Source organism: Pseudomonas fluorescens, assembly GCF_002022275.1.
GTDB classification, from domain to species: domain Bacteria; phylum Pseudomonadota; class Gammaproteobacteria; order Pseudomonadales; family Pseudomonadaceae; genus Aquipseudomonas; species Aquipseudomonas fluorescens_AJ.
The window spans coordinates 107,320-123,506 of record NZ_MSDF01000054.1 but is presented as its reverse complement, the minus strand read 5'-3'; the positions used below and the strand labels follow the sequence as shown (position 1 = coordinate 123,506).

The following is a 16,187-nucleotide window of genomic DNA, read 5'->3' as shown; positions in this document are numbered from 1 at the left end:
ATCAGGCTGCTTTGTCGTCACGCTAAATCGAGTGCTCACCTGCGTCTACTGTCAACTCTGACAGGTAGGCTTAAGCATCCTTATCACGCTCCATCCGCTCCCGAGCCTTGCGCGCCTGGCTCGCACACTTCCTGTATTCCTCATTGTCCCGGGACGCCTTGGCCTTGCGATAACCGTGATGGTTCTGGCTGGTGTAGTCGTTGCCGTAGGCTTCCTTGAGCTTTTGCAGTTGTTCCTTGCAGTCGCGGCGGTCATTGGTGGCCGAGGCATTGCCAGCCAACAAAAGGGCGAACACAAGCAGGAGAGGGCTGAGCTTCATCGGGGCGGGATCCTTGTCGGCGGTGATGTGCCAAGGCTAGTTCAGCGCGAGGATTTTTCCATGTGCGCGGGCGCACCCCAAAGGTGCGTGGTAACACCGTTGTGGCGCACCGGGTTGGCGCTGTCACCGGGGTGTGGGGCCCAAGGTAGCAATCGGGGGCGCGGTGCTGGCGTAACGCCTTATCTCACATATTATTTTATATGATTGATTTATAACGATTTTATACCTGTCATATTTTTCTGTTACCGCGTGTGGCACACTTTCTGCTGTCTATTCCGTTGTTACATACTAAGTTCCGGTATAGCGGAATACACAACTCCTGGAGTGCTTGTCATGCATCACCGACCTTCCGTGTTTAAAGCGTGTGTTTTTCTCTTCGCCGCATCGGCTTCCCTCGCAAGCGTAGTGCACGCGGCGGACAGCAAGCTCGATGATGTGCTCAAGCGTGGGCATCTCATCGTGGGTACAGGCAGTACCAATGCGCCGTGGCACTTCCAGGGAGCGGATGGCAAGTTGCAGGGTTTTGATATCGACATCGGCCGCATTGTGGCCAAAGGCTTGTTCAACGACCCGAGCAAGGTCGAGTTTGTGGTGCAGTCTTCCGACGCACGTATTCCCAACCTGCTGACCGACAAGGTCGACATGAGTTGCCAGTTCATCACCGTCACCGCCAGCCGTGCGCAGCAGGTTGCTTTTACCCTGCCGTACTACCGCGAAGGCGTGGGCCTGCTGTTGCCGATCAACAGCAAATACAAAGAGATTGAAGACCTGCAAGCCGCCGGTGATGGTGTGACCGTGGCCGTGTTGCAGAACGTGTACGCCGAAGAACTGGTGCACCAGGCCCTGCCGAAAGCCAAGGTCGACCAGTACGACAGCGTCGACCTGATGTACCAGGCCGTGAACTCCGGCCGTGCCGATGCCGCCGCCACCGACCAGTCCTCGGTCAAGTACCTGATGGTGCAAAACCCGGGCCGCTACCGCAGCCCTGCCTACGCCTGGAGCCCGCAAACCTACGCGTGCGCCGTCAAGCGTGGCGACCAGGACTGGCTGAACTTCGTCAACACCGCGCTGCATGAAGCCATGACCGGTGTGGAGTTCCCGACCTACAAAGCCTCGTTCAAGCAATGGTTCGGTGTAGACCTGCCAGAACCTGCGATCGGTTTCCCTGTTGAATTCAAGTGATGTGTAAACCGGGGGCGCAGCGTGTTGCGCCCCGCTTTAGGTACTGCCGACCATGAACTATCAGTTGAACTTTGCCGCCGTGTGGCGCGATTTCCCCAGCTTGCTGGCGGGGCTCGGTCTGGGCCTTGAGCTGGCCCTGCTGTCGATCGCGATTGGCTGCGTGATCGGCCTGATGATGGCGTTTGCCATGCTGTCCAAACACCGCGCGCTGCGAATCCTCGCCTCGGTGTACGTGACGGTGATCCGCAATACGCCGATCCTCGTGCTGATCCTGTTGATCTACTTCGCACTGCCCACGCTCGGGGTGCGTCTGGACAAAATCCCTTCATTCATCATCACCCTGTCGTTGTACGCCGGTGCTTACCTGACCGAAGTCTTCCGCGCAGGCCTGTTGAATATTCCCAAGGGGTTGCGTGAAGCCGGCCTGGCCATTGGCTTGGGCGAGTGGCGCATCCGCGCGTACATCACCGTGCCGGTGATGCTGCGCAACGTGCTGCCGGCGCTGTCGAACAACTTCATTTCGCTGTTCAAGGACACCTCCCTGGCCGCCGCAATTGCGGTGCCGGAGCTGACCTATTACGCCCGCAAGATCAACGTCGAAAGCTACCGGGTGATTGAAACCTGGATGGTCACGACCGCGCTCTACGTGGCTGCCTGTTACCTCATTGCCATGCTGCTCCGTTACCTGGAACAGCGTCTGGCGATCCGTCGTTAAGGAGGGTGTCCATGTACGAGTCCCCCAGCTGGTTGCATGAGTTGTGGATCGCCCGGGATACCCTGTGGGCGGGCTTTCAAACCAGTGTGTATGTCTCGGCGCTGGCCATTATTTTCGGCACGTTGATCGGCATCGTTGCCGGGTTGATCCTGACCTATGGCAAGTTCTGGATGCGTGCGCCGTTCCGCCTGTATGTCGACTTGATCCGTGGTACGCCGGTGTTCGTGCTGGTGCTCGCATGTTTCTACATGCTGCCGGTGCTCGGTTGGCAAATCACCGCGTTCCAGGCCGGTGCGGTCGGGTTGACGCTGTTCTGCGGCTCGCACATTTCGGAAATCGTGCGCGGTGCGCTGCAGGCCATTCCCCGTGGGCAACTGGAAGCGGGCAAGGCGATTGGCCTGACGTTCTACCAGTCCCTGGGCTATGTGCTGCTGCCTCAGGCGCTGCGTCAGATCCTGCCGACCTGGGTCAATTCCTCCACCGAAATCGTCAAGGCCTCGACCTTGCTCTCGGTGATCGGCGTGGCCGAGTTGCTGCTGAGTTCCCAGCAAGTGATCGCACGCAACTTCATGACCCTGCAGTTCTACCTGTTCGCCGGGTTTCTGTTCTTTGTCATCAACTACGCCATCGAGTTATTCGGGCGCTACATTGAAAAGCGGGTGGCCTTGCCATGAACCAACCTCAAAAAGAACAACCGCTGCTGAATATTCGCGGCCTGCGCAAACAATACGGTCAGGTCGAAGTGCTCAAGGGCGTCGACCTGTCCATGCAGCGCGGCAACGTAGTGACCTTGATCGGCTCCAGTGGCTCGGGCAAAACCACCTTGCTGCGGTGCGTCAACCTGCTGGAAGAATTCCAGGGCGGGCAGATCACCCTCGACGGCGAGTCCATCGGCTACAGCGAAATCGCCGGAAAACGCGTGCGTCACCCTGAGCGGGTGATCTCCCAGCACCGCGCGATGACCGGCATGGCGTTCCAGCAATTCAACCTGTTCCCGCATTTGACTGCGCTGCAAAACGTCACCCTCGGCCTGCTCAAGGTCAAGAAAATGGGCAAGGACGAAGCCGTGGCGCTGGCCGAAAAATGGCTGGACCGCGTGGGCCTGCTGGAGCGTCGCAATCACTTCCCCGGCCAGTTGTCCGGCGGCCAGCAACAGCGTGTGGCGATTGCCCGTGCCATTGCGATGAACCCCAGCCTGATGCTGTTCGATGAAGTCACCTCGGCCCTCGACCCGGAGTTGGTGGGCGAAGTACTCAGCGTGATCAAGGGCCTGGCGGAAGAGGGTATGACCATGTTGCTGGTCACCCACGAAATGCGCTTTGCCTACGAAGTGTCCGACAAGATCGTGTTCATGAACCAGGGCCGCATTGAAGAGCAGGGCTCCTCGAAGGACATCTTCGAACGCCCGCAATCGCCGCGTCTGGCTGAATTTTTGAAGAATATTCGTTTTTAATCAGGAGTTATTTTTATGAGCATTACTCGTTACGGCACCGGCAGCACCGCCGGCGGCGGCCAGCCACGTCCTTTCGCCCGTGCGGTGGAAGCGGACGGCTGGCTCTACGTCTCGGGCCAGGTGCCGGCGGTGGACGGTGAAATCATCAACGGCGGCATCGTCGAGCAAACCCGCCAGACCATGCGCAACGTGGTGGCGATCCTCGAAGAAGCAGGTTACGAGCTCAAAGACGTGGTGCGCGTAGGCGTATGGCTCGAAGACCCGCGAGATTTCTGGAGTTTCAACAAAGTCTTCGGCGAATACTTCACCCCGGAACACGCCCCGGCGCGCGCCTGTGTACAGGCCAACATGATGGTCGATTGCAAGGTCGAGATTGATTGCGTGGCGTACAAGAAAAAAGGCTAAATGCAGCGACCTTAAGACCACCCAAGATCCAATGTGGGAGCTGGCTTGCCTGCGATAGCGGAGTGTCAGGCAGCCAATGTGTAATTGAACCGCCGCCATCGCGGGCAAGCCCGCTCCCACAGGGTTCGCTGTACAGCATACAACTATGACCGGACCGACACTGCCATGACCGAAGACACCATCAAACGCCGCGCCAAAGGACTGGACCGTGCGTTCGATATCCTCGATTTTCTCAAGGAAATCGGCCAGCCCTTGCGCCCGAATGATATTGCCAGCGGCATCGGCAGCCCCAAATCCACCGTCTACGAACTGGTTGCGTCCCTGCTTGAGCGACGCATCCTCGAAACCGTGGGCAAGGACGGTCACGTCTACCTCGGCCGCCAGCTGTATTTCCTTGGCCAGGCGCACCTGCGCCATTTCGACCTGACCCGCGAGGCCGATTTCGCCTTGCAGGAAATCGTCAGCCAGACCCACGAAACCGCGCAGATGTGCCTGCTCAACGGGCGCAAATACACGGTAGCGCTGATGCGCGAGGGCGAGCGGCATTTCCGGATTTCCTCCGACATCGGCGAAAACGCACCCATCCCGTGGACCGCTTCCGGGCGTCTGCTGTTGGGGCACTTGAGCGATCAGCAGATCATTGACCTGATCGACTACGAGGACTACATCCTGCCGGACGGCCAGCGTTTGCCGCTGGAAACCTTCCTGGCGCAAATCCGTCAGGCCACCCTCGATGGCTTTTTTTCCTTCGACAGCGTGGCCGACACCTTTACCCATTGCTTTGCCGCCCCGGTGCGGGATGCGCAAGGCATCAGCATTGCGACCTTGTGCATCGTCGCCCCGCGCGCCGATGCGATCAAAAATTACAACGACTATCGCCGGGTGTTGATCGACAGCGCCAACAACCTGGCCCGGCGCATTAACGAATAGGAGTTTTCCATGTCTGCCCTCAATGCCGTTGAAAAAGGCGCCGCCGCCGTTGGCGCGCACCTGGTCCGTGACGTCAGCTTGCCGGCCCTGGTGCTGCACCGCGACGCCCTGGAACACAACATTCGCTGGATGCAGGACTTTGTCAGCAAGAGCGGCGCAGAACTCGCGCCCCATGGCAAAACCAGCATGATGCCCGCACTGTTTCAGCGTCAGATCGAGGCGGGCGCCTGGGGCATCACCCTGGCCAACGCCGTGCAGACCCGTGCCGCCTATGCCGGCGGCATTCGCCGCGTATTGATGGCCAACCAACTGGTCGGCGCGCCGAACATGGCGCTGATCGCCGACTTGCTGGCCGACAAGGATTTTGACTTCCACTGCATGGTCGATCACCCCGACAACGTCGCCGACCTGGGCCTGTTCTTCGCCGCCCGTGGCCTGCGGCTGAACGTGATGATCGAGTACGGTGTGGTTGGCGGCCGTTGCGGTTGCCGCAGCGAGCAGGAAGTGCGCGAACTGGCGAAAGCGATCAAGGCGCAGCCAGCCCTGGCCCTCACCGGTATTGAAGGCTACGAAGGCGTGATCCACGGCGAGCACGCCATCAGCGGCATCCGCGCCTTTGCCTCCAGCCTGGTGAGTTTGGCAGTAGACCTGCAAAACAACGGGGCTTTCGATCTGCCCAAGCCGATCGTCACTGCGTCGGGTTCAGCCTGGTACGACCTGATCGCCGAATCGTTCGAGGAGCAAAACGCCGCCGGCCACTTCCTCAGCGTGCTGCGCCCGGGCAGCTATGTGGCGCACGACCACGGCATCTACAAAGAGGCGCAATGCTGCGTACTCGACCGTCGCAGCGACCTCAACGAAGGCCTGCGCCCGGCGCTGGAAGTCTGGGCGCATGTGCAATCGTTGCCGGAACCTGGCTTTGCGGTGATCGCTCTGGGCAAGCGCGACGTGGCCTACGACGCCGGTTTGCCGGTGCCGCTCAAGCGCTACAAGGCGGGCATCGTGGCGGCCGAAGGTGATGATGTGACCGCGTGCAAGGTCACGGCGGTGATGGACCAGCATGCGTTCATGACCGTAGCGCCGGGGGTTGAGTTGCGTATTGGCGATATCATTTCCTTCGGCACTTCGCACCCGTGCCTGACCTTTGACAAGTGGCAGGTGGGTTGCCTGGTGGATGAGCAGTTGCAGGTGGTTGAGTCCCTGCGTACCTGCTTCTAAACCGTGTCGCGGCCATCGCAGGCAAGCCAGCTCCCACAGGTTGAAGTGTAAATACCTTCAACTGTGGGAGCTGGCTTGCCTGCGATGGGGCCCTCCAGAACACCCGAGACAACAGCCATGACCACCCAACCCCGCATCGCCCTCATCGGCGAATGCATGATCGAACTGCAACACCGCGCCGACGGCAGCCTGCACCAAAGCTTCGGCGGCGACACCCTGAACACGGCGGTGTACCTGCGCCGCGAGCTGGGCGACACCGGCAGCGTCGACTACGTCACCGCCCTGGGCGATGACAGTTTCAGCGACGCCATGTGCCAGCAATGGACCGATGAAGGCCTTGGCCTCGGCATGGTCCAGCGTCTGGCCGGGCGCTTGCCCGGCTTGTATTGCATCCAGACCGACGCCAACGGCGAGCGCAAGTTTCTCTACTGGCGCAACGAAGCCGCCGTGCGCGACTGTTTCACCACGCCTGCCGCCGAACCGATCCTGGCGGCATTGCCGGGTTACGACGTGGTCTATTTCAGTGGCATCACCCTGGCGGTGCTGGGTGACGTTGGCCGCGAGCGCTTGCTGAAGACCTTGATCGAAACCCGGCGTCGTGGCGGCAAGGTGGTGTTCGACAACAACTACCGGCCACGCCTGTGGGCCAGTGTTGAGGCCGCGCGCGCGGCGTATCACAGCGTTATGGCCGAGGTCGATATTGCCTTGCTGACCGAAGATGACGAGCGTGCGTTGTTTGGCTATGCCGACAGCGAACAGGTATTCGCGGCCTACCCGGCGATTGCCGAAGTGGTGCTCAAGCGTGGGGCGGATGCGTGTTTGATCCGCTGTAACGGCGAGCGTTTTGCGGTACCGGCGCTGAAGGTCGACAAGGTGATCGACACCACAGCGGCGGGAGATTCGTTCAGTGCGGCTTACCTGGCGAGTCGCCTTAAAAGCGGCTCGCCGGAACAAGCCGCGTTGGTCGGGCACCGATTGGCAAGTAGGGTCATTCAGGTACCGGGTGCGGTGATCCCCCGTACCGATAGGCAGGTTTAATCCAGTCGGGGAAAGTCTCTCGGCACATCGTTGGCGCAGTCATCAAACCGCGGAGTCGACTCAGGTGCTGACCCAGGAATGTTCCTTGCCTATTTCCACCGGGGCCTTTTCGAAAAAGGGGAAGTAGTGCTCGGCGATTCTGGTCAGCTCAGCCGCATATGCTGTGTCAAGCGCGCTGTGTTGTGCCAATGGGCCGTAGGCCTGGGAAAGATTGAACAAGGTTCTGTAGTAGTCCGGACGCTCACTGGCCAACACATCATTCAATACTTGAGGCCCCGTCAAACTAAAGAGCTCGGTGGCGTATTCCTTGAACTCGGGACTGGATTGGTCGGTTACCTGGAGGCGGGGTTTTATAAAGAAATCCGCGTTGTTATCGCATCGGCGGGTCATTTCCTCCGTGACCTTGGCCAACACCGGATTATTCGAGGCACTCGCGAAAATGCTGCTGTTGTAACCGGTAAAATCCGCGCCGTAATGGTTGATCAACGGACCTAACAACACATCGTTATCCGCAGCCAGGAATGAGTGTTCACTGAGCGTGTGCGAAAAACTATCGTCCACGTCCATGTAAATCCCTCCGTAGTGATTCGCCAGGGGATAGCGCAACATGTCGGAAGCGGCTGAGTAGTTGGTGACTGTTCCGGTTGAAGCGTTTACGTAGTGCTTGTGGATGTCAGTTGTTTTGAACTGATCAAAGAAGGCGGTGCCGTTCAGCTGAGTCACCGTCATGTTGGGCGCCACTTGTTTTAATCTGTTTTTTAGCGTGGCGAACAGTTCATCGCCGACATCGGTGTGCAAGGTCACTGTGAAGTCAGCGGTATTGGCCGTATTGCGCATGATGGTGTCAATGATGTTTGGGCCGGGCATTGAGGTGCCGATCCATATATGGTGGATTTGCCTTGGGATCTCCTGAGTAGCAACGGGCAGTACCGGGTAACTGGGAAGAACAATGTCGCGGAACCGAGTAGGGCGGGGTAAGGTTTCTCTTACTGACTGCCAGTATGAAAATGCACCGGAACGCCATTGGTTTTTCGCTGTGAGCCATACGGCGGTGTCTGGATCGAGTGTTGACCTCCAGAGTTCATGTTGCACGTCGTAAAAAACCGGGATCATGTAGCCGAACTCTGTGAGAACAGTGTTCTCGGCGAAAAACACTACCTCGGGTATTTTTATTATATAGGGCGGTGCCGAAGGTTGAAGCTGACTGTTTGGCAGGGTACAGGTGTTATCTGGGTTCAGCATGTTATTTCCCACTTGCTTTTGGCGTGATTGAACTTCACATAAGGGCCGTTCTCCGTGTTTTTATAGAGTTGAAATTTGTCTTTTTCACGTGTTCTACGGACAGTAAACATGTTGCCTTGGAGGGAGATGCAAAGAGTGCCATTTTTAATGAAGACATGGTTGACTGCGGACACGTCCGACACGTCAATGTGCGAAGATTGAAGTCTCATTTGTTGCTGTATATTCAATTGACCTGCGGTGGCAGCGGCGTCGGGTCTAAAAAAATAATGACTGTTTCCAGACGCTGGGCCGGGCATTGCTTTTACATCAAGCGACTGGACCGGGCGGTAATCCAGGGGAGGGAGAAAGCGCGTCGGGATGCCTTTGGACAACGACGCGCCACTGGCCAATTCAGCGCGGGCGAACTTGAGCAGGTATTTAAGGCCCAGCAAGCCTTTGTGCCCTATTTGAAACAATAAGCTCAACGCACTCGCGGGATGGGTGGTCGTTAACGAGCGAAGAAGGACAGTCGGCAACGCGCTGTGCAGTGGTTGAATCGCCTTGGCGGCGGTCAACGCGGTTTTCGTCAGGTTCAGTGATTTGGAAAGAATAATAACCCGCCCCAAATGTATCGAGATACTCAGTGCCTTGATGCCCAGACCCACAAAAGGCAACAACACGCTGAGTATTTCAAGGGCCGAGGTGATAATCGTGCCGAGCGTTACTTTGCCTGATTTTATATCTTGATAAAGCGTATATCCCGGCAGCGCAAAGCTGGCCATCAACTGCGCTCGCGCGAACATACGCTCTTTATGGGCTTCATACGCGGTGGGGCTTTTCAAGTCTGGATAAACAAGCGCCATGATGGGGCTGAATACAGCGTCGACCATTTTTTGACTCAGCAACTGAATCTTCTGTTCTCGGGTCATATCACGTGTCTGGCGTGCGAGGGTGTAGAAGCTGACCATCAAGTACGGCGCGCTTTCTTTTTGATCAGGAGATCCCCGCAGATAGGCGCCCTCATTCAACGGTGGAACATAGAGATAGGGGGACTCATGCCATAAAGCATCTGCTGTTGGAGGAGAAGAAGTGACATGGATACGGGTGGGGCTCTTGGCGGTGAGGGGCAGCGACCTGATGGTTCCCGAGGGGCAAAAAATTTCATAAGCGTATTGCACGCTCTCGCTTTCCTTATACAGCGCGATCAGTCCAAAGTGGCTTTCTTCCCATGCGTCCTCGCTGTTTTTGAACGACACCTTGATAAATTTGTAGGCCTTCAGTATGCGGTTTCTATCCCGGCTGGGTGTGCCGTGAAGCGCAGACGCCAAGCGTGAAACCATCCCGGATAAAAAGTTATGCTTATACGTGGCGAATTGTCCGTCAAAGCGTGCCTGCAATTGGCAAGCGCCCTGGGGGTAGGGTTTTAATCCGAGTTCCTGCTCGGTAAAACCCACGCCGGACACACAAGACATGTATTTTTCCAACAGGGTCATCCTCATGCGTCGACCGATATGTCTGTCCGCTGCCAGCATGGGATGAACGTGAAAGTACTTTTTCAATTCAACTTCGGTGAACGGGACGATGCGTTCGGCGTCCACGCCCGGGTAGTTTTTTTTGAATTCAGCGCTGGCCATGTCTTTACGCCGAGGCGGTTTCTGAACCAGATGGGTAAAGGTCTGAGCTTCGAGCGCCTCTTGTTCGGTGACATAGGCGATGGCCTTAAGGCTGTTGTCATGGGATACCGACGCGATATCGGTTTCGCGGATCACCCCTTGGCACATGGCGTAATGGAGCGTGGGGAGTTGTTTCAACAGCGCAATGGCGATGTTCTTGCTTTCACTTAAACCCCTGTAGTCAACGTTTGCGTAGGCGCTGGCTATTTGCAGATAGCTCAACCCCACAGAAGAGTACGGTTGTGTCGCTTCCATGCACGCGACGGCATGGCGCAGATGAACACTGTCCAGGGTCTGCCCATACAGCAGCGCATCCGGGACGTTGACGACTAACAATTCCGGTGCATAGCGTGCGCTGAGTAGGGTAAAAGCCAGTGTTCTTGCATTGTCGGTGCTGCCTGCGAAACGCTTTTCAAGGTGTTCATTCAGCGCATCGCGCAGCGCATTGAAGGACGTTTCGCCTGATTCAACACTGTTCAGGTTCATCCCGCAGATGTAACCTGATTGTTGCTCTGAAGGGGGGTATAGATAGTCAGTAATCACGCAAACAGCGAGTGCTCTCGCGGCAGTGGCGGGCAGTGTTTGGGCTGATGCCGACGTGTGCGCCATCAGCACCTTTCCCAACCGGTGCAAGCCTGGCAAATCCAGCAGCAATTCGTGATAAGGCGATTGAGCCGCTGTTGCGCAAGTAACGTTTGCCAGTAAGTCCGCACTCAAGTAAGTGGCCAGTGCTGCTAAGTCAATGGCAGGGTGCGTAACGTTGATTTCGTCGCGCGAAACAGACACCAGTGCTGCGGATTGGCCTTGTGCTTTGGTCAATTCTCTCGATGAATAATACGGATGGATCTGCTCCTGACTCCGTTTGTGCAGGCCCAGTAGCGTAAGGGCTGCGCTGTCTGTCTGCGAGCGTGTTGAGCCGTTCGGGAGCTGCCCTTTGAGAGTTTGAAAATAGTGGAAGTTATGCCGATAACTGCCGGGTGACTGCCATACCCGGCCCCGGAGATTGTCCCGGTAATCGCTGATGCGTTTCAGGATAAGCGCACTGAGGGAAACCGTGACAGGCATATCAGCCGGGAAATGGGTCTGGATATTATCCAGGACACTTTTTACGGTATGGGTCACGTCCTCCGAGCCCAGCTTCTTGACCATCAAGTCCCTGCATGCGCCATCGTTCAGGTACAGAACATCAACGTCGGAAAAGACAAAGGGCGATGTGCTCAGGTCGATTGTGGAAAACTCATGTTTCAGTGGCGTGGCGGACAGCGCCAAAGCGTCAGACAGTGCTTTACCCGGAAGTTGCTCAAGCGCGCGTGTGTGACGCAACGCGCTTAATGAACTGTGTTTTTTACGCAGTGTAGAAGCCAGACAGGGATCGAGATCGTTGCAAAACAGCTTGAGCCCTTGATGCAGGGAGGTTCTCTTTGCGTAATCGAAATTGAGCAAGAAATCGTCCCGCTGCTGCGCTAATAAACCGTCAACCATATGGCCAATGATCGCAGAGGTGACTGGCGTCTTTTCCAGGCCCAACCGGTCGGGTTGTCGGGTATAAATCGCAAGAACGGCGGCGGCATTTTTCTTGCTCAGACGCTCCAGCAGTCGTGGGCGTCTGTCATCGTCCTCCATCTGCGCCAACAGGTGCTGTTCGAACGCTGCCCAGCTTGCAAACTCGGTCGCGCCTGCGTCCAGGTTGAACACCACCAGCGGGCACTGCTCTCCAGCGGCGTCTTGTTGCTCCAGCAGAAACGAGCCATTGATCGCAAATGCCCTGCCATTGGACCGGTCTACGAGGGCGCAGGTATAAGTGTCGACGCCGCTGGCGGCGGTTTGAGTCTGCGGCGTTTGCGCCGTGGGGTGACTGAGTATCCGAGTAATCAGTATGTGACTCTTCAGTGTGAGCGTGCCATCTGCCAGCCTGAGGCGAGCCTCGGTTTCTATGTAGTGCTTGAGGTGATCGACCCAGACTTTCTTGGCCCCGGCATCCGCGGACACCGATGCCCAATAGCGTTCGATATCCTGTCTATAGAGGGATGAGAGCTCGTCAAGCCGCTGCAGAAAGTCGTCGAATGCGGTGAGGCTGACAGGTGTGAACGGATGGAGTGTGAAGTCACTGTAATTGATGGGTGAACTCTTCAGCAGGTCTTCAGGGTTGACCCGGTCGGTGCCGTCTCCGGCCCTGACGTGTGCGTCTTCATAGACGGAAACCTGCATCGATGCCCACGGCTTGCCTGCGTGTTCGTGGGGCCTGACGCCCGTCAGCAAATAGTCTTTGACCAGCGCCGCAATGGAGCTTGTAGAGATAAGGGTGCCATCCTCCACGTAGCCATGGACGATCGCCGAGTAGAAGATCGAATGCGATTCGGCCTTCAACGGGGCACTGATGAAGCGGGTAATCTCTTGCTGAACCCGGGATGAAAATCGCGGCTGATTCTTCAAAATGTCCAGCGGGTCGTGCTGGTTAAGGTTCAGCGCATTCAGTTCCAGTTTCTGGAACCTGCGAACATGGTAGGCATCGATAATGTTCGCAATCAGCTCATGGGCTGCGGGCTCCAGCGGGTAAGCCTCGCTCTTTAAATGTTGACTGTTCTTCAAGCTGTCTTTGAAACGCTGCCTTGCCGTACTGTCGAGAATGATGGTCGGGTAGGTCAGAGTGGGAAGGGCCTGGTGCCATATTGCGGCAGACACCTTGTAGAGCAATTCCAGCGACAGAGAAAAGGTCATTTTCTCAGCCGGGATATTCACCGCTGTGCCGAGCAGGGTTTGAAACGGCTTGAACCTGAACAGCCCGGGCAGGGCGTTTGCATCGCTCCAATCCAGGCCTTTATAGAAATCGCTTGCGTGCAACGCAGCCGTATTGGCGTCGGCCAGAAAATGTCGGAAAAATTGGCGTGCCTGGTCGCCCGGTGTTGCTGCTGCATCTGGAATATGCAACGCGTTGAGCGCGCCGAGAATAGTTGATTGTCGTATTTTTGTGACATCCACAGCCATCGTCCCTGGTCCGTATGTAAGGCTTCAAGGTAGGAGGTGTGGACAACAATCTGGCCGTACTTATGTCTCTCCGCAAGGTAGCAATACGGGCGTATTAATCCCGGTAGAACACTTGCACCAGGTGATACCCGAATTTGCTTTTTATCGGGCCATGCACAACGCGCAGCGGCTTCTTGAAAATCACCGCATCAATCGCCCCCACCATCTGCCCCGGGCGCACCTCGCCCAGGTCACCACCGCGCTTGCCCGACGGGCAGGTGGAATACTTTTTGGCCAACACATCAAAGGCCTCGCCCTTGGCGATGCGCTGCTTGAGCTGTTCGGCTTCTTCGGCGGTTTTTACCAGGATGTGACGGGCTTGGGCTTTCATCTTGTTACCTTGCAACGGTCAAACGGAAGGGCGCGCGATTATGCCTGAAGTCACTCGACGACGTTGATCATGCTGCGGATTTTTGTCGCCAGCAGGTCGATGGAGAACGGCTTGGCCACCATGTCCATGCCCTCCTCGAGAAAACCCTGACGCTCGGCGGCTTTCTCGGCGTAACCGGTCATGAACAACACACGCAGCCCCGGGCGATGTTGACGGGCGATTTCCGCCAGTTGCCGCCCATTCATGCCGGGCAGGCCGACGTCGGTGACCAGCAAATCCACGCGTAAATCCGACTCCAGCAATGGCAGCGCGGCGCGCGCATCCGCCGCCTGGTGCGCGGTGTAGCCCAGTTCGTCGAGCACATTGACCACCAGCATGCGCACGGCCGGATCATCCTCGACCACCACCACCGCTTCACCGGCGAGGGCCAGGGGCGCTTCGCTCAAATGCTCGGGCAAGCTGCTTTCCAGCGCGGTGCCATACAAACGCGGCAAATACAGGCGCACACAGGTGCCTTGGCCGGGTTCGCTTTGAATCGTCACATGGCCACCGGATTGCTGGGCAAACCCGTAGATCATTGACAGCCCCAGGCCTGTGCCTTGGCCGATCGGCTTGGTGGTGAAGAACGGGTCGAAGGCCTTGGCCAGAATTTTCGGCGCCATGCCGGTGCCGTTGTCGCACACGCCAAGCATCACGTAATCACCGGCCTTGACCGGCTCCAGCGTGGTGATGTCGGTACCGTCCAGGTAGCTGTTGGCGGTTTCGATAAGGATTTCGCCGCCATCGGGCATCGCATCGCGGGCGTTGATCACCAGGTTGAGCAGGGCGTTTTCCAGCTGGCTGGCGTCGGTGTTGACCGGCCAGATGTCTCGGCCCAGTTGCACCTTGAGCCCGATGTGCGCGCCTTTGGTGCGTCGAAACAAGTCTTCGAGAGACGCCACCAACTGATTCGGGTCAAGCGGGCGACGGTCCAGTGACTGGCGCCGTGAAAACGCCAGCAACCGGTGGGTGAGGGCGGCGGCGCGATGGGCGGAGGATACGGCTGCGTCGGTAAACCGGCCGATTTCATCACTGCGCCCAGCGGCAATATAGCGTTGCATCAGGTCCAGGCTGCCGATGATGCCGGTCAGCATGTTGTTGAAGTCATGGGCGATGCCGCCGGTGAGCTGGCCCACCGCTTCCATTTTCTGCGCATGGCGCAGCGCATCTTCAGCGCGCTCGCGCTCGAACATCTCGTTCTGCAGGCGCTGGTTGGCCTCGGCCAGCGCCTGGGTGCGCTGGGCCACGCGTTCCTCAAGGTTCTCATTGAGGTGGCGCAGGGCTTCTTCGGTGAGTTTGCGCTCGGTCTCATCAATCACAAAAATGTAGAAACCATTCACCGCCCCGTCGTTGCTGAAGCGTGGCAGGTACTTCATCAGCGCATGACGCGGGCGGCCGTCGCGGTGCGGAGTGATGGTCATGAAGCTGCAGGCTTTGCCCTTGAGCGCGGCGGCGATTTTGTCCTCGCGCCCGGAATACACGTCGTCGCCGAGCACTTCGCGGATGGTCTTGCCGTACAGTTCCTGCGGCGTCATGCCGTACCAATCCAGATAGGCACTGTTGTTCAAGCGAAAGCGTTGCTCGTGGTCGACATAGCCGATGAGCACCGGCATCGCGTTGATGATCAGCTGCAGTTCAGTCTGGCTCTGGCGCAACGCCTGCTCGGTGTGTTTGCGCTCGGTGAGGTCCAGTGCTGCGCCGAGAAAACGCGCCGGGCGGCCTTGCGCGTCTTTGTAGCAGCGGCCCCTGGCAAACACCCAGCGCACCTGGCCGTCGGCTTGCAGCAGGCGGTATTCCTCGGCGTATTCGGTGCCAAAGGTGATGCAATGCTTGATGCTGCGCGCGACCATGCCACGGTCTTCGGGGTGCACGCCCTGCAGGTAGTCGCTGATGGGCAAAAGGCCCGCATCACTGGGGTCGACGCCGTGCAGGTAGGCGAAGTGAGCGTCGGCGATAAAGCGGTCTTCGCCGATGTCCCAGTCCCAGGTACCCACCGCGTCGGTAGCGGCCAGGGCGAGCTGCAAGCGTTGTTCGGTGTTGTGCTGGGCCTTGAGGCTGTCTTCGGAGCGCTGTTGCAGTTCGAGGGTTTTGCTGCGGCGCTCGTTGGTTTCGATGGCCGTGATCAAGATGCCGGCCACGCGGCCACTTTCATCGCGGACCGGGCTGTAGGTCAGGTCGAGCCAGATGTCGGTGTCGCGATTATTGCGCTGCAGCACAAAGCGCTTTTCGCTGAAAGTGCGCACCTGGCCTGTGAGGACGGCTTCATAGACCGGCGCGGTAAAGCTTTGCAGCTCCGGCCAGGTTTCATGCGTGGCCTGGCCGAGCGCGCCAGGGTGCTTGCTGCCCACCAGCACGGCAAAACTGTCGTTATACAGTTGGATGAGTTGATCGCCCCACAGCAGCAACATGGGCATCGGCGAGTGAACGACGATGTCGACCGCTGTGCGCAGGCTTTGCGGCCAGTCATTGGCCTCACCGAGTGGGCTGTGCGCCCAATCCAGCCGCGCGATCAGTGCGGCGGCGCTGCCGGTGGATGTTCCATTCATGAAAAAGCCCTACGCGTAACACTTTGAAAAATGACAGAGCCCGATTATCCCGCGAGTCGGGAACGGCTGACTACCCCTCGGAAAATAGCACGC

General features: G+C 57.8%; 13 protein-coding genes. 8 read left to right on the top strand and 5 right to left on the bottom strand.

Annotated features, from left to right (window positions below):
• Positions 1–70 precede the first annotated feature (70 nt).
• Entirely contained in the window at positions 71–319 is a 249-nt protein-coding gene (locus tag BFW87_RS27875; protein WP_078742930.1) for a hypothetical protein, read from the bottom strand.
• 333 nt (positions 320–652) lie between these two features.
• On the opposite strand from BFW87_RS27875, the gene BFW87_RS27870 reads away from it, so the two are divergent.
• The 8 genes from BFW87_RS27870 to BFW87_RS27835 all read left to right on the top strand — a co-directional run bounded on the left by BFW87_RS27870 (position 653) and on the right by BFW87_RS27835 (position 7,260).
• Positions 653–1,501 carry a transporter substrate-binding domain-containing protein gene (locus BFW87_RS27870; protein ID WP_078742929.1) on the top strand — a complete coding sequence of 283 codons (849 nt, stop codon included), beginning with the start codon at positions 653–655 and terminating at the stop codon, positions 1,499–1,501.
• A gap of 52 nt (positions 1,502–1,553) precedes the next feature.
• Positions 1,554–2,216, top strand: coding sequence for an amino acid ABC transporter permease (locus tag BFW87_RS27865; protein ID WP_078742928.1), 663 nt, complete (start codon positions 1,554–1,556; stop codon positions 2,214–2,216).
• Positions 2,217–2,227: 11 nt separating this feature from the next.
• Entirely contained in the window at positions 2,228–2,890 is a 663-nt protein-coding gene (locus BFW87_RS27860) for an amino acid ABC transporter permease (protein ID WP_078742927.1), read from the top strand.
• A complete protein-coding gene (locus tag BFW87_RS27855) occupies positions 2,887–3,669 on the top strand; it encodes an amino acid ABC transporter ATP-binding protein (RefSeq protein WP_078742926.1) in 783 nt (260 codons plus the stop codon). Before BFW87_RS27860 ends, BFW87_RS27855 begins: the two co-directional genes overlap by 4 nt.
• Before the next feature lie 15 nt (positions 3,670–3,684).
• Complete coding sequence (locus tag BFW87_RS27850; RefSeq protein WP_078742925.1) at positions 3,685–4,074, top strand: RidA family protein; 390 nt, start codon at positions 3,685–3,687, stop codon at positions 4,072–4,074.
• 165 nt (positions 4,075–4,239) lie between these two features.
• Positions 4,240–5,004: an IclR family transcriptional regulator gene (locus BFW87_RS27845; RefSeq protein ID WP_078742924.1), complete on the top strand. Its 765-nt coding sequence runs from the start codon at positions 4,240–4,242 to the stop codon at positions 5,002–5,004.
• 9 nt (positions 5,005–5,013) lie between these two features.
• On the top strand, positions 5,014–6,222 hold the full coding sequence (locus BFW87_RS27840) for an amino acid deaminase (RefSeq protein ID WP_078742923.1): 1,209 nt from the start codon (positions 5,014–5,016) through the stop codon (positions 6,220–6,222).
• Between the two features lie 117 nt (positions 6,223–6,339).
• The gene (locus tag BFW87_RS27835) at positions 6,340–7,260 is read left to right on the top strand and encodes a sugar kinase (RefSeq protein WP_078742922.1); all 921 of its coding nucleotides are present in this window, start codon (positions 6,340–6,342) and stop codon (positions 7,258–7,260) included.
• A 60-nt stretch (positions 7,261–7,320) separates the two neighbouring features.
• Here the strand turns inward: BFW87_RS27835 and BFW87_RS27830 are convergent, their stop codons facing one another.
• From BFW87_RS27830 to BFW87_RS27815, 4 genes are all read right to left on the bottom strand, one after another.
• The gene (locus tag BFW87_RS27830) at positions 7,321–8,502 is read right to left on the bottom strand and encodes a glycosyltransferase (RefSeq protein WP_078742921.1); all 1,182 of its coding nucleotides are present in this window, start codon (positions 8,500–8,502) and stop codon (positions 7,321–7,323) included.
• Positions 8,496–13,139, bottom strand: coding sequence for a dermonecrotic toxin domain-containing protein (locus BFW87_RS27825; protein ID WP_078742920.1), 4,644 nt, complete (start codon positions 13,137–13,139; stop codon positions 8,496–8,498). Before BFW87_RS27825 ends, BFW87_RS27830 begins: the two co-directional genes overlap by 7 nt.
• A 94-nt stretch (positions 13,140–13,233) precedes the next feature.
• The gene (locus tag BFW87_RS27820) at positions 13,234–13,509 is read right to left on the bottom strand and encodes a peptidylprolyl isomerase (RefSeq protein ID WP_019690952.1); all 276 of its coding nucleotides are present in this window, start codon (positions 13,507–13,509) and stop codon (positions 13,234–13,236) included.
• Positions 13,510–13,559: 50 nt separating this feature from the next.
• Positions 13,560–16,094 (bottom strand): PAS domain-containing hybrid sensor histidine kinase/response regulator, encoded by a 2,535-nt coding sequence (locus BFW87_RS27815; RefSeq protein ID WP_078742919.1) that lies wholly within the window; start codon positions 16,092–16,094, stop codon positions 13,560–13,562.
• Positions 16,095–16,187 lie beyond the last annotated feature (93 nt).